The organism is Sulfolobus sp. E5-1-F, assembly GCF_009601705.1.
In the GTDB taxonomy this organism is placed as follows: domain Archaea; phylum Thermoproteota; class Thermoprotei_A; order Sulfolobales; family Sulfolobaceae; genus Saccharolobus.
On the sequence record NZ_CP045687.1, the window covers coordinates 2,504,913 to 2,525,745 of the forward strand.

At 36.6% G+C, this 20,833-nt stretch carries 21 protein-coding genes and 2 pseudogenes; 14 read left to right on the top strand and 9 right to left on the bottom strand.

The window, feature by feature from the left end:
- Positions 1-23 precede the first annotated feature (23 nt).
- From GFS03_RS13080 to GFS03_RS13090, 3 genes are read left to right on the top strand one after another with little or no spacing between them, the layout of a single operon-like run.
- Entirely contained in the window at positions 24-1,211 is a 1,188-nt protein-coding gene (locus GFS03_RS13080) for a thiolase domain-containing protein (RefSeq protein ID WP_153424490.1), read from the top strand.
- Positions 1,208-1,744 (top strand): Zn-ribbon domain-containing OB-fold protein, encoded by a 537-nt coding sequence (locus tag GFS03_RS13085; RefSeq protein WP_153424491.1) that lies wholly within the window; start codon positions 1,208-1,210, stop codon positions 1,742-1,744. Before GFS03_RS13080 ends, GFS03_RS13085 begins: the two co-directional genes overlap by 4 nt.
- A gap of 6 nt (positions 1,745-1,750) precedes the next feature.
- Complete coding sequence (locus tag GFS03_RS13090) at positions 1,751-2,863, top strand: 3-hydroxyacyl-CoA dehydrogenase (RefSeq protein WP_153424492.1); 1,113 nt, start codon at positions 1,751-1,753, stop codon at positions 2,861-2,863.
- 5 nt (positions 2,864-2,868) lie between these two features.
- On the opposite strand, the gene GFS03_RS13095 is transcribed toward GFS03_RS13090, so the two are convergent.
- On the bottom strand, positions 2,869-3,333 hold the full coding sequence (locus GFS03_RS13095; protein ID WP_153424493.1) for a GNAT family N-acetyltransferase: 465 nt from the start codon (positions 3,331-3,333) through the stop codon (positions 2,869-2,871).
- On the bottom strand, positions 3,321-4,604 hold the full coding sequence (locus GFS03_RS13100) for an NAD(P)-dependent malic enzyme (RefSeq protein ID WP_167738498.1): 1,284 nt from the start codon (positions 4,602-4,604) through the stop codon (positions 3,321-3,323). Before GFS03_RS13100 ends, GFS03_RS13095 begins: the two co-directional genes overlap by 13 nt.
- Positions 4,605-4,691: 87 nt before the next feature.
- Here GFS03_RS13100 and GFS03_RS13105 point away from each other — a divergent pair, with 87 nt between their 5' ends.
- From GFS03_RS13105 to GFS03_RS13115, 3 genes are read left to right on the top strand one after another with little or no spacing between them, the layout of a single operon-like run.
- The gene (locus GFS03_RS13105) at positions 4,692-5,516 is read left to right on the top strand and encodes a DMT family transporter (RefSeq protein ID WP_153424495.1); all 825 of its coding nucleotides are present in this window, start codon (positions 4,692-4,694) and stop codon (positions 5,514-5,516) included.
- A gap of 31 nt (positions 5,517-5,547) precedes the next feature.
- Positions 5,548-5,880: a hypothetical protein gene (locus GFS03_RS13110; protein WP_153424496.1), complete on the top strand. Its 333-nt coding sequence runs from the start codon at positions 5,548-5,550 to the stop codon at positions 5,878-5,880.
- A complete protein-coding gene (locus GFS03_RS13115; RefSeq protein ID WP_153424497.1) occupies positions 5,877-6,209 on the top strand; it encodes a hypothetical protein in 333 nt (110 codons plus the stop codon). Before GFS03_RS13110 ends, GFS03_RS13115 begins: the two co-directional genes overlap by 4 nt.
- On the opposite strand, the pseudogene GFS03_RS13120 reads toward GFS03_RS13115, so the two are convergent.
- A pseudogene (locus tag GFS03_RS13120) lies at positions 6,156-7,075 on the bottom strand (IS1 family transposase). The gene GFS03_RS13115 and the pseudogene GFS03_RS13120 sit on opposite strands and share 54 nt — an antisense overlap.
- Before the next feature lie 352 nt (positions 7,076-7,427).
- Between GFS03_RS13120 and GFS03_RS13125 the strand changes: the two are divergent.
- On the top strand, positions 7,428-7,739 hold the full coding sequence (locus GFS03_RS13125) for a muconolactone Delta-isomerase (RefSeq protein ID WP_153424498.1): 312 nt from the start codon (positions 7,428-7,430) through the stop codon (positions 7,737-7,739).
- Positions 7,740-7,769: 30 nt separating this feature from the next.
- Here GFS03_RS13125 and GFS03_RS13130 read toward each other — a convergent pair whose 3' ends face one another.
- Positions 7,770-8,330, bottom strand: a complete 561-nt coding sequence (locus GFS03_RS13130; RefSeq protein ID WP_153424499.1) for an acetate uptake transporter — start codon at positions 8,328-8,330, stop codon at positions 7,770-7,772.
- Positions 8,331-8,423: 93 nt separating this feature from the next.
- On the opposite strand from GFS03_RS13130, the gene acs reads away from it, so the two are divergent.
- From acs to GFS03_RS13150, 4 genes and pseudogenes are all read left to right on the top strand, one after another.
- On the top strand, positions 8,424-10,424 hold the full coding sequence (acs, locus tag GFS03_RS13135; RefSeq protein WP_153424500.1) for an acetate--CoA ligase: 2,001 nt from the start codon (positions 8,424-8,426) through the stop codon (positions 10,422-10,424).
- A 74-nt stretch (positions 10,425-10,498) separates the two neighbouring features.
- Positions 10,499-10,939 (top strand): annotated as a pseudogene (locus tag GFS03_RS13140) (PaaI family thioesterase).
- 49 nt (positions 10,940-10,988) lie between these two features.
- Entirely contained in the window at positions 10,989-12,389 is a 1,401-nt protein-coding gene (locus GFS03_RS13145) for a selenium-binding family protein (protein ID WP_153424501.1), read from the top strand.
- Complete coding sequence (locus GFS03_RS13150) at positions 12,358-12,918, top strand: hypothetical protein (protein WP_153424502.1); 561 nt, start codon at positions 12,358-12,360, stop codon at positions 12,916-12,918. Before GFS03_RS13145 ends, GFS03_RS13150 begins: the two co-directional genes overlap by 32 nt.
- On the opposite strand, the gene GFS03_RS13155 is transcribed toward GFS03_RS13150, so the two are convergent.
- On the bottom strand, positions 12,899-13,084 hold the full coding sequence (locus GFS03_RS13155) for a hypothetical protein (protein ID WP_153424503.1): 186 nt from the start codon (positions 13,082-13,084) through the stop codon (positions 12,899-12,901). The genes GFS03_RS13150 and GFS03_RS13155 overlap by 20 nt on opposite strands.
- A 33-nt stretch (positions 13,085-13,117) precedes the next feature.
- On the opposite strand from GFS03_RS13155, the gene GFS03_RS13160 reads away from it, so the two are divergent.
- The gene (locus GFS03_RS13160; RefSeq protein WP_153424504.1) at positions 13,118-13,534 is read left to right on the top strand and encodes a hypothetical protein; all 417 of its coding nucleotides are present in this window, start codon (positions 13,118-13,120) and stop codon (positions 13,532-13,534) included.
- 2 nt (positions 13,535-13,536) lie between these two features.
- Here the strand turns inward: GFS03_RS13160 and GFS03_RS13165 are convergent, their stop codons facing one another.
- Positions 13,537-14,661 (bottom strand): MFS transporter, encoded by a 1,125-nt coding sequence (locus tag GFS03_RS13165; protein ID WP_153424505.1) that lies wholly within the window; start codon positions 14,659-14,661, stop codon positions 13,537-13,539.
- A 156-nt stretch (positions 14,662-14,817) separates the two neighbouring features.
- On the opposite strand from GFS03_RS13165, the gene GFS03_RS13170 reads away from it, so the two are divergent.
- A complete protein-coding gene (locus GFS03_RS13170) occupies positions 14,818-16,062 on the top strand; it encodes an MFS transporter (RefSeq protein WP_238699248.1) in 1,245 nt (414 codons plus the stop codon).
- A 92-nt stretch (positions 16,063-16,154) separates the two neighbouring features.
- Here GFS03_RS13170 and glcV read toward each other — a convergent pair whose 3' ends face one another.
- Genes glcV through glcT form a run of 3 tightly spaced genes read right to left on the bottom strand, consistent with a single transcriptional unit; the run spans position 16,155 to position 18,925 of the window.
- On the bottom strand, positions 16,155-17,216 hold the full coding sequence (gene glcV / locus GFS03_RS13175; RefSeq protein WP_153424506.1) for a glucose ABC transporter ATP-binding protein GlcV: 1,062 nt from the start codon (positions 17,214-17,216) through the stop codon (positions 16,155-16,157).
- A 3-nt stretch (positions 17,217-17,219) separates the two neighbouring features.
- On the bottom strand, positions 17,220-18,071 hold the full coding sequence (gene glcU, locus GFS03_RS13180) for a glucose ABC transporter permease GlcU (RefSeq protein ID WP_153424507.1): 852 nt from the start codon (positions 18,069-18,071) through the stop codon (positions 17,220-17,222).
- Positions 18,068-18,925, bottom strand: coding sequence for a glucose ABC transporter permease GlcT (glcT, locus tag GFS03_RS13185; RefSeq protein ID WP_153424508.1), 858 nt, complete (start codon positions 18,923-18,925; stop codon positions 18,068-18,070). The genes glcU and glcT overlap by 4 nt, the downstream gene beginning before the upstream one ends.
- 194 nt (positions 18,926-19,119) lie before the next feature.
- Between glcT and glcS the strand changes: the two genes are divergently transcribed.
- Positions 19,120-20,778 (top strand): glucose ABC transporter substrate-binding protein GlcS, encoded by a 1,659-nt coding sequence (gene glcS, locus GFS03_RS13190; RefSeq protein WP_153424509.1) that lies wholly within the window; start codon positions 19,120-19,122, stop codon positions 20,776-20,778.
- Positions 20,779-20,833 lie beyond the last annotated feature (55 nt).

Genomic DNA, 20,833 nt, shown 5'->3' on the forward strand with positions numbered 1-20,833 from the left:
ACTATCAAGCGGTAGATTAAATTATGAGAAATGTAGCAATTATCGGGACTGGACACACCAAATTCGGAGTAAGGACAGATGTTAATTTACAAGAACTGGCATGGGAAGCTGTTAAACAAGCGTTAGAGGAGGCAAATCTAGAACAAAACGAGATCCAATACTTCGTAGTTGGCAATGTAGGGAATTGGAGTTCAGAAGAATTACCAGCAGTAATCGTAGGGGAATATTGTAACCTAACACCAAAAGGGACCATGAGAGTTGAGGCAGCGTGTTCTACTGGAAGTGCAGCTATAAGAGATGCATATCTGGCAATTAAATCTGGTGAAGTTGATATCGCATTAGTCGTGGGAGTAGAGCAAATGCATCAAGCACCTAATCCTCAAGTAGTTGAACTAATTGGTAGAGCTGGAGGTTATTTCTGGGAATTTGAGAACTTCGGACTAACCTTCCCGGGGTATTATGCACTTCACGCCTCAGCGTATATGGCTAAGTATGGTATGAAGGAGGAAGATTTAGGAAAGATTGCAATTAAGAATCATTATTATGGGGCTAGAAACCCTTATGCGCAATTTCAAAAGGAAATAACCATGGAGGAATATTTGAAGTCTAAACCAGTTGCTTATCCATTAAAGCTTTTGGACTCTTCTCCAATTACTGATGGTGCTGCTGCAATAGTTTTAGCATCTGAGGAAGTTGCTAGAAAGATAACTGATTCTCCCGTATGGATAGTATCACAAGGAGTTGCTAGTGGTACTGCAAACTTGAGTAGGAGAACTGACTTCACACATATAGAAGCAGCGCAGATTGCTGCACAACAGGCATATAAGAAAGCTGGAATAGAATTCGATAACGCGTGGAAGAACTTCGACGTAGCAGATGTACACGACTGCTTCACAATAGCGGAAATAATGGCATATGAAGATTTGGGATTTGCAAAAAGAGGTGAGGGGTATCTATTGGCAAGAGAAGAACAAACATATATCGGTGGAAAAATACCAGTAAACGTTGATGGAGGGTTAAAAGCAAAAGGGCATCCAATAGGGGCAACTGGAGTAAGCATGGCAGTCTCAATAGCTCGACAATTGCTATACAGAGCCCATAAGGGAACACAAGTAGAGGTAAGAAACGGAATGGGGATAACGCATAACGTAGGAGGAACTGGTCATTACGCATACGTAACAATATACTCAACTAGGAGGCCATCTAAATGAGTTTAAACGAAATAAGAGATAAGATGCAAAAGGAAATCTCGCAATCTTTGACAATACTTGATAATGTAATAAAGACCACAAAATTGCCAATAGTGAATGAACAAAAGACTAATAACCCTCTCTGGATAGACGTAAGGGAAATAGACTTAAGGTATCAGGTTCCAGTTAAAAAGATAATCAAGTTCTTTGAAGGATTAAGGGAAGGTAAAGTTCTAGCCACGAAATGCCCCAAATGTGGTTCAGTATATTTTCCCCCTCAGGATGACTGTCCAAAGTGTAAAATCTCCAATTTAGATTGGATCGAAATGCCTAAGGAAGGCGAAATCGTAGCGTATACTATAATTAACGTTAAACCTCCGTCCTTCTCACACTATCAAGATTACGTAGTTGGCATAGCTAGAATGAGTAATGGGGTAAATGTTCTAAGCTGGGTAAGGGCTAAAGAAGTTAAAGTTGGAATGAAAGTTAGACTCGAAGTTGTGGAGAGGAAACCAGAAGGTTATCTGACTTATGAATTAGTGCCAATGGGCTGAAGTTTCATGATAAGAAGCGTTTTAGTTATTGGATCAGGTACAATGGGGCATGGAATTGCAGAAGTTTCAGCTATTGCTGGATATAATGTTTACTTGAGTGATATTTCAAAAGATATACTGGATAATGCAATGCAGAAAATTAGATGGAGTTTAGAAAAGTTATATGAAAAGGGTAACTTAAAGGAAAGTGTAGAAAACGTTTTGGGAAGAATTAAGACTATAATAGGGTTGCCAAATGAGTTAAGAGAAATAGACATCTCGATAGAAGCAATTCCAGAGAAATTGGATTTAAAGAGGCAACTATTTTCTAAGCTTGAAGAACTCTTACCTAACAGCGCAATACTAGCTACTAATACTAGTAGCTTACCAATTACGGAAATTGCCATGGCTGTAAAAAGGCAAGAAAGGGTTATAGGAACGCACTTCTTTAATCCCCCAGTGTTAATGCAGTTAGTGGAGATAATAAGGGGAAGTAAAACTTCTGACGAGACAGTTAAACAGACTTATGAGTTTATTAAATCCCTCGGAAAGAGACCAATAATAGTTAATAAGGACGTACCTGGTTTTGTCGTAAATAGGATATTATTAAGAATAATCACCACAGCTTGCATGTTGATCGAAAATGGAGTTTGTGATTACACTACAGTTGACGCAGTTGCTAGATATAAGTTAGGATTTCCGATGGGAGTTTTTGAGCTTGTAGATTATACTGGAGTAGATGTTAACTATTACGTAAGTTCTGCAATGATTGAAAGAGGATTTAAGGCCTATCCATGCAGGACATTAGAGGAGATGAGCAAAAAGGGATATCTTGGTGTAAAGACTGGAAAAGGCTTCTATACTTATCCATCAAATAAGTACATCAAGCCTAATTTACCTCCACAACTCGCTGAGAAGTTAAATCCATTGTACATAATTGCCCCCGCAATAATTGAGGCAAATTGGATGGTTAAAAACGGAGTTGCAAGTAGGGAAGATATTGATCTGGGTGTCAGATTAGGACTAAGTTTTCCTAAAGGTATTTTCGATTACGAAAGAGAGTACGGAAGAGAAAACGTAGTTAAAGCCTTAGAGGAGTTGAAGAAGATTTCAAATATGGAAGAGTATTTATCCGAATAAAAAAGCTAAATTTTTTTAACGAATTCGCAATATATTTCTCTGAAGCCCATTTTTCTATAAAATGAGATCGCTATTAAATTTCTAGATGGAAATTCAGCTCCTATTATTTCTATTCCTTTATTTTTCAACTCATTTATTATGAAATTTACTATCTCGTTACCTACTCCCTGCCTTCTATACGAAGGATGTACGTAAAATTCCCTAATTAATGCTTCTTTTTCCGGTACGTAAAATAGCCTATCTATTATTAAGACCCTTGCTGCTCCAACTACCCTACCTTGATCTTCCGCAACCACTATCATCTCATTTGTATCTTCGAGACTTTTCTCTAACACCTTGTTAATTCTTTCCTCCAGGTTTTCTGGTGTCAATAGTAGAGGATCAAACTCACTATTTAATCTATACATTCTACTGAAAAAATCTATTAAAGTTTTGACGTCCTCTCTAGAAGCCCTTCTTATGGTGACCATGTGGATATCACCAGATTCATTATTTTCCTAGCCCTTAATATTCTCTCCTTAGCAATCTCTCTAAACTCTTCTTTACTCTTTTTAACTCTAGCTAATCCTAATTCAACAGCCTTACTTGCGACTGCTGCAGCTTCCTCATAAAATGCCTCCCATTCGTCCATTCTAGGTATTATGTAGTTCTCATTTATCCCCTTATCCCTAGCGTATTTTGCAAGAGCCTCTGATGCGGCAATTATCATCTCGTCTGTTATCGCCTTAGCCCTACTATCTAAAACTCCTCTAAATATTGCTGGAAATATTAAGGAGTTATTTACTTGATTAGGAAAATCGCTCCTGCCTGTTGCAACAATTTTCGCTCCAGCCTCCTTAGCTTCTTGTGGCCATATCTCCGGAACTGGATTAGCTAAGGCAAAGACTATTGCGTCCTTATTCATTAAACTTATCCATTCCTTCTTTATTACATTTGGGCCCGGAGTAGAGGCTGCAACTACAGCATCAGCGCCATTAAACGCATCCTTTATTTCTTTAGCTTCCCATTTATTTGTTTTTATAGCTAATTCATACTTCCATTTATGATATAACATTAAGTGATCAACATCTTCTCTATCAGCATACAGCGGGCCCTTGCTATCAATCATTACCATGTTTTCATATTTGAAACCATATTTAGCTAAAATTCTAGCGGCTGCAATATTTGATGCTCCAGCACCGTAGAATACTACTTTACTTTCCTTAGGGTCCTTATTGGTTAAGATCATTGCGTTAATCAACCCAGCTAGGATAGCCGCTGCAGTACCTTGTTGATCATCATGCCACACTGGAATATTTAATATTGATTGTAGTTTTTCTAGAATATAGAAACATTTTGGTGACTCAATGTCTTCAAGATTAATTCCACCAAAAGACGTTTCTAAGGCCTTTACAACATTTGTGAACTCATCTGCATTCTTAACATTAATTGGTAAAGGTACTGCATCAACGCCTCCCAAGTATTTGAATAATAATGCCTTCCCTTCCATTACCGGCATTGCAGCTGTTGGACCAATATTTCCCAAACCCAAAACTCTTGTTCCATCTGTTACTACTGCTATTGTGTTCCATCTGCTAGTTAACTCAAAACTTTTGTCCGGATCCTTATAAATTGCCTTGGATACTTCAGCCACACCTGGAGTATAAATAAGTGCGAAATCGTTATAAGAGGTAATGGGAATTTTCGGATATATCTCGATTTTTCCTTCGTACTTCCTTGACAATTCTACAGGATCAACCATGAAAAAATATATCATAAAACAAATTTATAAATGAATACGCTCACTTTTGTTAGGTAACTTTAAAGTTTACTCCCAAATGGTTAGTGTGTGAAAATATTAAAATACCTATTACCTTATGTAATGGTAACGTCATTTAACTACTACTTTGCAAAGGATGCAATAACGTTTTCATCCCCAATCTCTTTCAATCTCATTAGGTATGTTATATCTTCTATTATATTTTTGTCAATTAGTAGAGGAAAAATAATCTTTAACAGAGATGTGATACAATTGGCAGTTTTCACTACAGTATCATCATTATTATGGGCCTACGGCTTAATTTACGTTAGCCCAGCTGAGTCAGCAGTCCTAAGCTATACAATGCCCTTGTTTTCAATACCTATTTCCTTATTTATATTATTAGAAAGACCTACACTACTTGAGATTGTTGGAGTAATTATAGGTTTCTCAGGGGTAATCTTATACGGTTTACCACTAGTTCACGGCCTTACGCTATTTGGATCAATTCTAACAATTATTAATGCCTTATTTTGGGGATTATTTACGGTTTACTACAGAAAATTAAGGGAATACGATTCTATAACAGTGAATGTGAGCCAATTTACGATAGGAAGTATAATTCTAGCATTGCTACTCCCAATCGACTATAACATCGATACAAACCAAGAATTTTATGTGGGCATTGCATATACATCAACTTTAGGTGGTGCCATTTCATTCTTCCTTTGGAACATGATGGTTAAGGTGGAGAAGATACCTAAGGTTACAGTTCTTAGTTTCTCAGTGCCTATTCTAACCACTCTTGTGGAGTATCTACTGTTTCACGTTATACCTTTTCCTATACAATTGTTCGGAATTTTCTTGATGTTTTTGGGAATTTTAATCTCCAGATCAAGAACATTATTAAGTTAAACTTTTTAATGTGACTTTAAAAAATAAAAGTATGGCAAAAGTCCTCTTCTTAATAATGTCTGGAGACGAGAAGTTCGATTTAGCAATGAGGATGGCTTATAACTCAGTTAAAAATAAGAGATATGAAGACGTTAAAGTTATATACTTCGGACCAAGTCAGAAGAAATTAACGCAATTAGATGGGGATATGAAGAACATGTTCCAAGAACTACTTCAAAACAAAATTATAGATTCAGCTTGCATAGGAGTTGCACAAGCAATGAACATAAAGCCTCATTTAGAGAATTTAGGAGTGTCATTATTACCAGCTGGTGAGAGAGTATCCTATTACGTTAATCAAGGCTATGAGGTAATAACATTTTGAACATATGGTTAGCAGGTGCTGGAATAGCAATTTTACAAACACTTATAGGAAATATAATCGTTTTTTATAACTATCCTTCTCTATTGTTACTTCACGTGTTAGTTGCCATTGTACTTTTAGCAATAACGAGCTATGGTTATTTTAAGGTAAAACTACCAGTAGAAAAGAGAATTCTTGCCGGAAATATTGGATTAATTGTGATTACTGGTGCATTAGGTTATCTATATACGGGAGTGTTCTCATGCAGTCATCTTATTCGATATATTATAGTAAAATTATATCAGATTATCTCTAATATACTGTACTGCCCTCAAGTAGATCTCGTTTAAGGGCGTTATCTCTCTTGAGAACACGTGAGGATACATAACGTTCAACAAGGCTAAACTGTAATCCACCATCCTCTGACTCCTATTAACCCTAGTATCCCTAGCTAACCTTGCAAGATGAGACCTACACCAAGAATTATGGCTCTCCACAATGTAAGTGTACCTCTTGCTCGCCACGCGTTTATCAAGAACTTGATAAACACAGTAGTGATCAGTATAATTTACCCCACTCCTAGGTAACCAGCTCAAGAGGAGACGGAAAGTCCCATAACTCTATCCCCAAACTCGTAAAAAGGTACCCCATCAGAAAGAGCAGTCCAAATCCAGAGATCCGCTCTAACCTTCCCATGCCTAACACGAAGATAAGTCCAGAACTCGTCAAACACTGTAGACTTGGCCACGAAACTCTTGAGTTGCCCCCTCAATATTATTAAGCTCGTGAAGGCCTTTGCTCCAATCCTCTTCACTAGGCTGTAGTTAATGGCTTTCCCTCAACTCTTGATATTGCCCTCATGCTCATCCTGTTCAAGTACTCCTTTAAGATTCTCTCCCTTTGTTCCTTATTCATTCTGTGTTTCAACGTGTTGTAAAACGTTCTTCCACACGCTTTACACTTGTATTTTTCTTTCCCTCTAGATGAGCCGTTCTTGACTACCCTATTCGAGTTGCATGATGGGCATGTTGGTCTCTTCTCCTCCCTATTTCCTCAAGTAGTAGTATAGTGTTGATGGTGGGATTCCTATTTTCGTGATCTGAACTCCCAAGGAGTATGCTAACGCTAGTGCAATATCCTTTAGCTCGTACTTTCTTTTAAGATTTAAATTTCTTAAAATCAAAAGTATTAGTTGTGCGAGAACTGCGAGCTGCATGCTATTCGCCCGCTCAAAAAAACTCGCGGCTCTCGCACATAAAGCTTCTTAGACTATTTTGTACATTCTAGTTTCGTGGTTACCTCTAGATCAAGATGATTAATTATAAAAATTACTAGTCTGATATATTTTTACAATAATATATCGAATAAGATGACTGCATGAGAACACTCCCCTATATACTATAAACGCTACTCCAATAATCTCCATAATTCATCTTCTTTTGGCAATTGGAATCATATCTAATTTTTCTGTACTTTATGGATTTGAGAGAGGACAAAAATATAAGTAGATACAGTTCACTTACGAACAAACAAATCAATTTATAAGTAACTAAACTTAATATTATTTAATGCTATTCCTTCTATGGTTTAAAGTAAAACAGCCTACCAATTTAACGCAAAAACAGCTAATGGAGATATGGAAGAGAGAAGCTGAGGCAGCAATGCCAGCAGTTAAGGCTGGGAAGATAAAGGGTCTATATAAGGTGACTGGAAGAAGAGAAGTTGTAGCAATAATTGACGTTAACTCTCATGAGGAATTAGATGAGATTTTAGAGACCCTACCAATAGTTAGAGAGCTTGGTCATTCATTAACAATAGAAGTAACGGCTATTCATCCTTATGAAAACTTCTATGAGTTAATGAAAAAATTAATACAATAAAAAGTTAATATCTAAAATTAAAAATCTTTTTTATTTCATTATAGGTTTCCCTAGCGGAGGATTCTTACCTAAACTTTCGGCTACTACAATAGCTAGTCCAGTATACCACGCTGCTATTGCAGTTAATATCCCTAGATACCCTCCAGCATGAGATAATCCAACATTTCCGGTCATAGCACCTATACCAAGGAGGAAGAAGGTTATCCACAATAATAGGAATGTCATGAATAATCCCAGATTTGCCTTAAATGTACCGAACCACATTACAAACGTGAAAATCCCAAATGCAATCAATACTAGCCCTATCGCTTGAGCTGTCACTCCTCCAAAAAACCCTCCTGCAGTTAGGAAATACCATTCCCAAAATGCACCATATGTAAAGAACGCGGTATAGCCAAAAGTATTTCCCGCCCTCCACTCTAGAATGCCCGCTAAAAGCTGAGCGAGACCCCCATAAAATGCTGCTAACCCCAAAACTACTGAAGCCCCTTGCGTTATTAACCCCGCATTAAAGGTAGATAACACGAGTGTTGTTAAGGCGAAACCAGAAAGTCCTAAAGGAGCTGGATTTGCCCTTTTTTGTTCAGTCATTATGATATAATATAATAACAATTTACTTATAAAGTTTGTTATCTTATGGTATTATACTTAACATTTATTACCTTGTATTTCTCTATATATCATATGTCAGTAACGTGGGCTCTACCTTTTGATAAAAAGATAAATCCAAAGCTTAATTCAAATAGGCTAGTAAGTATAAATACGTATAAGGAGCTTCATAGTCAAACTATAAAAGATTACAAACAATTTTGGGCATCCGTAGCCTCAGAAATTGACTGGTTCAAACCGTGGGAGAAAATATTAGACGATACCAATCCTCCATTCTATAAGTGGTTTGTAGGTGGAGAGCTTAACGCATCTTATTTAGCAGTAGATAGACACGTAAAAAGTTGGAGAAAGAATAAGGTTGCTATAATATGGGAAGGAGAATCAGTAGATGAAAAGGGTAATCCGAAGGAAGTTAGGAAATTAACATATTACGATCTATATAGAGAAGCTAATAGAGTAGCCTATCTACTAAAAGAGAAATACGGCTTAAAGAAAGGTGATACAATAGCGATTTACCTTCCAATGATACCAGAATTACCAATATTCATGTTAGCTGCAGCGAGGTTAGGAATAGTCTTTACAGTAGTGTTCTCTGGTTTTAGTGCTGATGCGTTAGCAAATAGGATTAATGATGCTGAGGCTAAGTTACTAGTTACTGCAGATGGTGGATGGAGAAGAGGTAAAGTTGTTGAGTTAAAGGGAATTGTTGATAAGGCTTTGGAGAAGACACCAACAATAAAGGATGTAATAGTAGTTAGGAGGATAGGGAATAAAGTTAACATGGTTGAGGGTAGGGATAAGTACTTTGATGAAGTGATAAAGGACGTTCCACAAAATGTTTACGTTGAGCCAGAAAGGATGAAATCCGAAGATCCATTATATATATTATACACGTCTGGAACAACTGGAAAGCCTAAGGGTATAGTTCATGATATTGGAGGATATATGACCTTACTGCATGCTACTATGAAGTGGGTATTTGATATAAGAGATGACGATATTTACTGGTGTACTGCTGATATAGGATGGGTTACTGGACATTCTTATATTGTATTTGGACCTTTAATGGAAGGTGCGACTGAAGTAATGTATGAGGGTGCCTTAGATTATCCACAACCAGACAGATGGGTATCGATAATTGAAAGATACGGTATTACAATCCTTTACACTTCACCCACAGCTATTAGAAGCTTTATGAAATATGGTGACAATTGGGTTAGGGCTCACAATACTTCCACCGTGAGACTAATGCATTCTGTTGGTGAGCCTATAAATCCTGAAGCTTGGGAGTGGTTGTGGAAACTAGTGGGTAGAGAAGAGATACCATTTGGAAGCACTTGGTGGATGACTGAGACCGGAGGTATTCTAATATCTCATTTGCCCGGATCATATCTTGTACCGATGAAACCAGGGACAAATGGTCCACCATTACTAGGAATTGATGCAGATGTAGTTAATGAAGATGGGAAACAAGCTAATCCTGAAGAAAGAGGGTATTTAGTTATTAAAAATCCATGGCCCGGAATGCCATTAACAATCTATAAAGATCCCGAAAGATATGTAAAAGTTTATTGGAGTAGATTCCCTGGAATGTTCTATGCTGGCGATTACGCTGTTAAGGATAAGGATGGATATTTCTGGATATTAGGAAGGGCTGATGAAGTGATTAAGGTAGCTGGACATAGGTTAGGTACATACGAATTAGAATCAGCTTTAATTGAACACCCTGCAGTAGCAGAAGCTGCAGTAATTGGAGTCCCAGATCCAGTTAAGGGAGAGGTACCTTATGCATTTGTAACTTTAAGACAAGGTTATTCACCTAATGAACAGCTTACACAAGAGATACTAAAGACCGTCAGAGAAAAGGTAGGACCTATAGCTACTATAGATAAAATATACTTCGTTGGTAAGTTGCCTAAAACGAGAAGTGGAAAAATAATGAGGAGAGTTGTAAGGGCTGTTGCAACAAGGGCAGAAATAGGAGATATAACTACACTTGAGGATGAGGCTTCTGTAGAGGAGATTAGAAAGGCTTTAGAAGAGTTTAAGGCAGAGTTTGAAAAGATTAACAAATAAGATACAAGAAATTAATATTTTTTTATATCTCTATAAAGGTAGGTTTTTAAGAATGCTTATACATTCATATATCGATGAATTCTCAAAACTATGATATTGAAAAATTTTACAGAGATACGATAGCGACTATGTATTTCATTACCTAGGTGTGAAAATTTTAGAGATAAAGGAGGGATATGCAATAACATAAATACCTTTCAAGAAGGAATTGACAAGAAGAGGAAATATTCTGAACGGTGGAATGATAGTAGTTTCCATAGACTACACGGGGATTGGCAGTTCTATCAATAAACGATGGAATGGATCAAGTCACACAAGAACTAAAGGTAAATTTCCTAGAGCCAATGTATAAGGGGCCATTCATTGTTGAAGCAAAGGTAATAAGAAAAGGTAGAACTGCAGTAGTAGTGGAAATTACTTTTAAAGACGTGGAGAGACGTCTTGGTGCAATTGGACTTGGAACATGGTATATAATAAGGGATAAGAAAATTAACATGAATGTTGAACCTCAATAATTTGCACAAATAATAAAACTTTATAAGGTTTAGATACAAAATAACTTTAATGGAATTACCGTCAGTTTTTGCCCCCTTTAAGAGAGATCCCACATTTTACCCATCTCCAAAAATGGCCATGAAATCCCCTCCAGAGGACTTAGCTTATGTAGCTTGTCTATATACTGGAACTGGAATAAATAGGCCAGATTTCATAGCGGTAGTTGATGTAAATCCCGAATCGGAAACTTATTCTAAGATAATCCATAAGGTTGAGCTACCATATTTAAATGATGAGTTACACCACTTTGGTTGGAATGCTTGTAGCTCTGCATTATGCCCTAATGGAAGACCAAATTTTGAGAGAAGATTCTTAGTTGTACCTAGTTTACGTTCCTCAAGAATTTACATAATGGATACAAAATTAAATCCCAAACAGCCTAATATAGTTAAAACTATAGAACAAGCTGAAATTAAGAAGGTAACGGGCTACAGTAGGCTACATACAGTACATTGCGGACCAGATGGTATCTACATAAGTGCTTTAGGTAGTGAAAATGGTGAGGGTCCAGGGGGAATTTTAATGTTAGACCATTACAGTTTTGAACCCTTAGGCAGGTGGGAGATATATAGAGGGGATCAATATTTGGCCTATGATTTCTGGTGGAACCTACCAAATGAGGTAATGGTAACTAGCGAATGGGCAGTGCCGAATACTATTGAAAATGGCCTTAAATTAGAACATCTGAAAGATAGGTATGGTAATAGGATACACTTCTGGGACCTTAGAAAGAGAAAGAAAATAGCAAGTCTAACTCTTGGAGAGGAAAACAGAATGGCGTTAGAACTAAGACCATTGCATGATCCAACTAAACTTATGGGATTCATAAATATGGTTGTAAGCCTTAAGGATTTGAGTAGTTCCATCTGGTTATGGTATTATGAAGATGGAAAGTGGAATGCAGAAAAGGTTATTGAAATTCCCGCAGAGCCTACTGAAGGAGGTTTACCGGAGATATTAAAACCATTTAAGGCCGTGCCACCATTAGTTACGGATATAGATTTGAGCCTTGACGATAAGTTCCTTTACGTCAGCTTGTGGGGTATAGGAGAGGTTAGACAGTATAATGTAAGCGATCCGTTTAAACCAGTACTTACTGGGAAGGTTAAATTAGGTGGTATATATCATAGGGCTGATCACCCCTCTGGCCATAAACTTACCGGAGCTCCTCAAATGATTGAAATTAGTAGGGATGGAAAAAGAGTATACGTTACTAATTCCCTTTATAGTTCTTGGGATAACCAATTCTATCCAGAGGGCTTAAAGGGATGGATGGTTAAACTAAATGCTAAGTCAGAAGGAGGTTTGGACATCGATAAGGAGTTCTTTGTGGATTTTGGAGAGGCTAGGTCACATCAAGTTAGGTTAAGGGGAGGAGATGCTTCCTCTGACTCTTATTGCTATCCTTAGCTTAGGGATAGTAGAAGGACTAGATCCTTACAAGGGATTACTTTTTTCCTATTATTTCTACTCATTTAAAAAAGTGAAAGAATCTTACACAGTTCCTATCATTTCAAGTATTACATATTATATGATAGGCACTTTAGTAGCGATATTGCTTAATATTAGTTACAATATACTAACTAGGGAAATAATATTTTCCCTTTTAATTGCGCACATATTCATAAAGCTTGTAATGGGTAAGGTTCTCCACTATCCAGGCAATATGAAACCTAAAATATTAAACGTTATCCAATGGTCAGTTTTGAACTCGATAATTCAGATGAATGTAATAGTACTCTTCACCCTCTCACTTCTCTCAAAACTAAGCCTTATTCTTTTACCGGTTACAGTAATTATTGTAAGGGAAATCACATATTGTTTATCGCTAAAGAATAATAAGATTCTCTTTAATTTAACTAAATATAATTTCGATTACTTCTACTTAATTACAATGTCATTATTAGGTACTCTCATTATCATTCCACCTCTATTATGACGTCTTCACGATCTTTAAAGAGTTCGTGTAGAGAAATCCAAATCCTAGCTCTGTCACAGTATCTGTTACTTTTAACTCTTATTTTTGTAAATTTCTTATCTTTGCTGACTTGTATTTCTGCATTTGGATCAAATTTCCTTACAGTCTCCCTAACTTTATCCAACATAGATATATAATAGTCTAGGTTAATTTTAAGATTATGATCAATAGAAAAGGGGTAATAATTATGACTGTTTTCTCGTTTATTTACGCCGTACTCGAACTAGGAATGCAATGGGATCCTTCAAAGGTTGTAAGTTCACCAGCATGGATGAAAAGTATATTTACTCCAGCAATATCACTTTATTTCTACAGAGTAATTTACATATTAATTTTTGGATTTCCTTCATATCTTGCGTCGGGAAAACTACTATCCATTGAGACAGTTTGGTACTTAATTTACGGCTCAGTAGTTGAGGATGTTATGTATTGGATAATTGATCTTAAGCTACCCTTTTCGTGGGCGTGGTTTTATCCAGTTTATGTTGATATTCCGATTGATGACGTGATAGGAGTAATAATTTTAGTGGCAATTTATGAATTCGTTAAGCAAAAGTCTAACGCCAGAATGAATTAATATCAAATTTTTATCCTTTTTATTTGATACAAATACATAACTGCAGAAACGAGACCAAAGGAGGACATTATTCCCCATAAGATAACTGGAGTGTATAGATAATAGTTCATAAGCTCACTCATTAACGATGATCCCAATACCCTGCCAATTCCAGTAACCATACTGTATAATCCAATTTGTCTTCCCCTAGAGCTCTGATTTGCTAAAGAGTTTGCAATGGCTTGTGATAGTGGCGTCACCATCATTTCAGCGATTGTTATAATCATAATGTCAATAGATGCCACTAGAAAGTTAGTGATGAATGCAACTGCGAAATATCCAAAGGTATAAATTAGCATCCCAATAATGATTAACCACACCCTTTTACTTATAATTCTCCCGACAACATCTTGGAATGCTACTATCATAATTCCGTTTATGGCAAATAATATGCTGACTTGAAATTCTGTGAAATCAAGTTGGGTATTATAATATGTTAGCAAACCGAATCCCAACTGCCCCACTAACACGAAAGTAAGAAAGGTAGAAATTAGGAAAAGGATAAATTGCTTATTAACGTTAAAATTTAAAATAGTACCCTCTCCCTTAAATTCAGGCAATAATTTAACTAGGGATATTGGGAAAATCGCAATCAGACTTGATACTAGTAGTAGTAACCTAAATCCGTAAAATGTGAAAATATATCCGCCAATTAAGGGCCCCAAGGCCCACCCAGCATTAATCCCAACCCTTTGCCTACTAAATGCCTTAACTAGATCAGCCCTTTTATAGATATCCCCGACTATTGCAGTAGAAGATACGTTGTATATATTATTAAAGAATGTTTGCAATAAAATCAATCCCGCTATGGGTATGGGGAGATTGACTAGATACGCAGTGAATAGGGCCAGTGAGGAAGCAATAATAGAAATCATCATTGCGTTTCTCCTCCCTATATAGTCGACCACTATCCCTCCAATAATTGACGCAATAACGTTTATTAGAGCTTGGAATAAGTAGAATATTGAAACTGTATCCAGGGAGAATCCATACACTTTATATAAAGCAAACCCAATGAATGGCCAAATTATGGAGCCGCTAAAAGACCTCACTCCTCCAATAATAGCTATTTTATTTATGTCCTTCATATCTCTCTTTACCATTTAAGAGGTATATAATGTTGAGCATGATAAGCTGTTAAAATATATTATATTCTCTTCTACAAGAGTTAAATTCATAAAATAGTAAGTTTTTTATATAATACTATGGAGCCAGAAAAGTTCACCTGAGACTCCGGTAAAGCAATAATATCCCAGTTTATAGGATTCCTTCTAGACTCCTATGATTTAACAATGATTTTAAGTATAGCTCCAGTGTTAGCAAAGGTGATTCTACCACCTGCAAGTCCACTAATTGCAACCTTTAATATTATTCTTTCTTACTCTCTAACAATAATATTCAGACCTTTAGGCTCAGCAATATTCGGGAATTTGGGAGATAAGATAGGTAGAAGAGCTGACTTAATAATTACGGTGTTAGGTTTAGGAATAGTTAGCGCGCTAACTTCTGCATTACCAACTTACGCACAAGTCGGCATTCTTTCATTCATTCTATTCGTTTTAATAAGAATTGCAGTAGGAATTTTCGCTGGTGGTGAATACTCTGCTGGCCATCCATTTGCCATGGAATGGACGCCCTATAAATGGAGAGGTCTCATTAGTGGACTAGTCCAAGGCGGTTTCTCATTTGGTGCTGCATTAGCTGCTGTTGTAGAGGGAATCTTCATAAGAATTTATGGTGTAACCGGTGTTCAAGAATTTGCGTGGAGATACGTGTTTTTAACTGCCCTAATACCAGCTTTTATAGCTCTAGCAGTAAGACTAGCAATGAAAGAAACACCAGTTTTTGAGGACGTTAAAAAGAAGAACTTAATCAGAAGGACACCACTAGTGGATTTGTTTAAAGCTCCCTACAGAAGAGACTTCTTCCAAGTCATGGCTTATATGACTGGCATGTTCTTCTTCGCCTATGCTCTATTTGCATTTGTTCCTACGATTTTAGAACACAGCCCTTCCACATTTAGCCTTGGAGAAGCAAACTACATATACAGTATTGGTACTTACGCTGCATTTGCTGGTGCAGTAATGTTTGGTGCCTTATCCCAATACGTTGGAAGAAGAAGGTTAACAATAATATGGAGTATAATCACCTTTATCATTGCAATACCAATTTATTATGGACTGATAACTGCTGCAATTGCGGGTAACCCTTCAATTGCTATGTTATTTTCAATAATTATTGGTATAATAACACAAGGACCTTGGGGAATAATACCGATATACTTATCTGAGAGATTTAAAGCGTCAATGAGAGCTTCAGGAGTTGGTTTCGGTTATTCCTCTGGAATTTTCATAGGTGGTTGGTTCAGTATATACGTACCATTAATGCATAATTACTTATTCAAGTCAATAGATACGCCAAGTAACGTATGGTTCTCTACTGCAGTATTATTAATGATTGGAGCTTTAATAGTTGGTATTGCTCAATAGTTCGGACCAGAGACATTAGGAACTAGATTAACTGAAGAACCACAAAGAACCCAATAGATAAAAATAAAAAATAGGATTTCTTTTTTAGTAACCTAATTTTTTTCAAAGATTTTTATCTTATCCTTTCTCACATACACTAATATTTCTTCGCCAGAATGTATTGGATGATCAGAGTACGTAAATATTTCTTCCTCCGAATCTAACGGAGTTATAGTTACTCTGAATAATCCTCCTTGATAGCCTATAACTTTGACCCTTCCCTTCCCCACTAAAATCCAAGAGTCGTCCCTAATTACATCTTTGGATAGCCTCACATCTTCTGGTCTAATACCAATTATCACTCTATCACTAGAGACACTTACTGGAAATCTAAAACTACCTATAACTATACCCTCATTAGTTACCTTTCCCTCCAATTCGTTGATTTCACCTATGAGGCTGGCAACTTGAATAGATACTGGATTATCATATACATCTTCGGGTTTACCTACTTGAACTAATTTACCTTTAACTAACACCCCTACCCTATCAGCAATGGCGAAAATATCAGCAGGATCATGGCTAACAACAAGTAAGGTTACACCTAATCTACTTTGTACTTCTTTAACTAAAGCTCTAGCACTATCTCTCATCCTAGCGTCTAAATTACTAAATGGCTCGTCTAGCAGAAGCAAGGATGGATCTTTAACTAAAGCTCTAGCTAGAGCAACTCTCTGTTGTTGCCCTCCAGACAATTCTCTAGGAAAGTGATTTAAAACATGGTGGATATCTAAAATTTTGGCTACTTCTTCAACTCTTTTTCTTATCTCTTCTTTACTCATCTTCATATTAGTTAAAGGAAACGCAATATTCTCAAACGCTGTTAAATTAGGATATAGAGCCCAGGTTTGAAATACCATTCCTATTTTTCTATCTTCTGGAGGTACTATTAGTTTACCGTTTGAAGCAACCAATTTATCATCGAAGTACAGTTCTCCGGTAGAAGGTACGTCCAACCCTGCTATGATCCTCATGAAGGTTGTCTTACCAGCTCCGCTCGGACCCAATATACCAAATCTCTCTCCATTTTCAATAGTTATATTAACGTTATCTAATGCTACTACTTTGCCTTTCTTAAAAACCTTAGAGACGTTTTTTACAATAATCTTAACCATTTTTTACACCCCCTTACCTCCTCCTCCTAGTGCCATTAATCCTCTTATAAAGTATCTACCAAGGAACACAAATATTGCCAGCGGTATTATGCTTGCAAGCATTCCAGCCGCGAACGTATCATTATATAAAGTACCATAAGCTCCACTATAGGATAATACAGCTATTGATGTTAGTTTCATTCCGGGAGTTGTCACTAATACTAACGGAATAAAGAAGTTATTCCACGTCTGTATTATAATAAATATTAACGTTGAAATAAAGCCGGGCATAGAAAGTGGGAACACTATTTTTATGAAAATCTTTAAATCCCCTGTTCCATCCATCTTCGCCGCCTCAATCAGACTCCTAGGGATAACTGAAATAAACATTGACATTAATAAAGCTCCAGTAGGTATATAAAATATCAATAGTGCAAATATTATACCTATATAAGAATCTAATAGTCCCATACTTACTATTAGCCTAGTTAGAGGTAATAGCGTAGCTTCCTGGGGAATAAATGTAGCTAGGGATATTATAGAGAATAAAACATCACTTATGGCGGAAGAAGCTCTACTAAACGAATAAGATAATGTGTAAAAGAAATATGCACCCATGGCACCCAGGAATGCTGAAATGAACGAAGTAGGAATAACTATTATTAGACTATTAATTAGGGGTTTAGCTAGTGTTAGAAGGACTGAGATATACGCTTCAAACGTAATTTTGGTAGGTGGTACTAAAACTGGAGTAGATAGAACTTCAAAATTACTCTTAAACCCATTTATGAGCATTGCGTAAACTGGTATAAGCCATATAACGCTGACAATCGCTAATGCTAGATAATGTAAACTCGCCTTTATTACCGGTCTCATCTTCTTATCCACCTCCTAATCACAGTTAAGGCATACGGAATAATGACTATCGTAGCGACTAATGTTATTATTGTTGCAACTGCTGTGGCTTGAGAGAAATACTCCACAGTAAATAAATAATACATATATAACTCGCTTGTTTGAAGGAAGATATTCGTAGTACCACCTGACAACACATAAGGCAGATCAAATATCCTAAAGGAGAACAAGAATAGAAGGGCTGTTGCAATAATAAAAGAGTTAATCGAATTAGGAATTAGTATCTTGTAGAGTATTTTGAAAGCACTAGTTCCATCCAATCTCGCCGCCTCCACTATAGTCTTATCTATATTCATAAATCCCGCTAAATAAAACAGAGCCGCAATTCCAGTATATGCCCAAACTGTGACCAACACTAAGCTAGGAAACATCGTAGAGGTAGAGGAAAGCCATGGAAATTGAGGTAAACCAATCTTTACTAAAAGCCAGTCTATTCCAATATGAATATTAAATAACCAAAGCCAAATGAGTCCATTAACAGCCATGGAAATTGCTAAAGGATATATTATTACTGAGAGAAAAATGGATCTGGCCTTTTCGGAATTTAAAAAGTATAGTAAAGCGGCAATTAATATACCCAGAATGTTCCCAATAATTACTAAGATTACCGACAATTCTATGGAGTGTAGCAAAGAGTTTGCGAATTGAAAGGTCCTTATTACGGTTGCGTAGGTCTCAAGTCCGACAAATGTCGGTCTAGAATTCAACAAGGACCAATTCATAAAGGATACTACTGCATTCCATATTACTAAGTACAATAATATTGCAGAAAAAACGGCCGTGGGAACAACCAAGATTATTGTACCCTTCTTCATCGAGATTAAATATATATAGGGGGATATATAAATTAATTATGATGTAGAATCTATGATGTTTATATGAAAATTGTTTTAGTATCTATATAGAGAAACTTTCTAAATAGGGGTATCTATATATAATAATATATATAAGTTTAATAGTAATTACAATGAAAAACTTTATAAACCATCATTAGTTATCATAAATTGCCATGAAAAGGAAATATCCTTACAGTTTAGCAAAAGGATTAACATCTACCCAAATCGCAATAATAGTAGCCGTAATCGTAATAGTGATAATAATAGGAGTAGTTGCAGGTCTCGTACTAAATAAAAGTCCTTCTACGACTCCTGTAACTACTACAATAACGAGCACATTTACTACAACTACTACAATACCCACTACAACAACGTCAACCCCTAGCAATACAGTGGTCTTCTATACATGGTGGGGTGGAGGTGATGGAGGAGAAGCACTAAGCCAGATAATACCTGCAGTTAAACAATATATAGGCTTACAAATGCAAACATACTCTATTCCGGGAGCTGGAGGTACAAATGCAAAGTATGCTATCTTAGCCCTTATCCAAGCTGGTAAGCCTCCCGCTGCATTTCAAGTACATTATGGACCAGAAATGATAAGTTATGTTGAGGCTGCTCCCAATGGTATAAACACTTTTGTAAATATGACTCCTTATTTAGCCCAATGGGGACTACTTAATAACGCGGTCTACGCAGTATTACAAGCTGGAGCTTATAATGGTACATTATTATCCGTACCAATTAACGTACATAGGGGAGCAGTTCTTTATGTAAATGCTCAATTATTAAGGGAATATAATTTACCGTTCCCCTACAACTTTAGTACTCTCGTATATGATACTGTACAACTAGCTAGTCACGGTGTGAGTCCATGGATTATACCTGGTGGAGACGGTGGATGGGATCAATTTAACGTATGGGAGGACATATTCCTATACTTAGCTGGACCACAAATGTACAATGAAATGATATATGGCACATTAAACTTTAGTAACCCAACGGTTCAAAAGCTAATAAATGAAACAAACTACTGGTTCTTGAATTTCACCAGTTATAACTATCCAGGTTGGCAATCTATGTCATGGGAACAAGGATTTGCACTGCTAGCTCAAGGTAAAGTAGCATTTCAAGCTAATGGAAATTGGGTAACTAATTACGCAAGTTATATAAATGTTTCAGTTTATCCTCCGTTACCCCAATACATAAGCAACTCAAGTGTTTCTGTAATTGAGACGCCATTCCCAGGTACACAGAATTACTATGCGTTAGTGATAGATACGATCGGTATACCTGTAGGTCCTCAAGAACAGCAAGCTTTACAACTAGCCCATTTCTGGTCCTCATATCAAGGGCAGGAGGTCTGGACGAAATACAAAGCAGTAACCTATTATAAGAATGGTACGGATTGGTATGCTCAACCAGCACAATGGTATGATTATCAGCAATTACTAAATACGTCGGAGCAAAACTTCGTTTATCAGCTCTCTGATGGTGGAGTATTTGATGACGTTTTCGCCCAACTAGATTCAGGGTTGCTAACTTTACAGCAAGTTGGCAAGGTTGGATTATCTGCTTGGAACTCCACATTAGTATCTTCAATGCAACAAGAACAAAGCGAATGGTTAGCTGCAGCTAAATTAGGATTAGGATATTTAGGATTCCCTGGTCATCCTTTCGCTGGGTACTACCCACCATGGGTTACAAATCCATCAGCATATGGGCTAAAGAACACTACGCAAGAGAAAAGTAATAGTATACTACTATTCTTGCTCCCATTCTTAGCATTACCCCCTGCAATTACAAGTAATTATAGGAAATATTATTTTTAAGATAATATTATTCTTTTTCTTTTTTATTTATTTATGTCGACATGTTCAATATGAT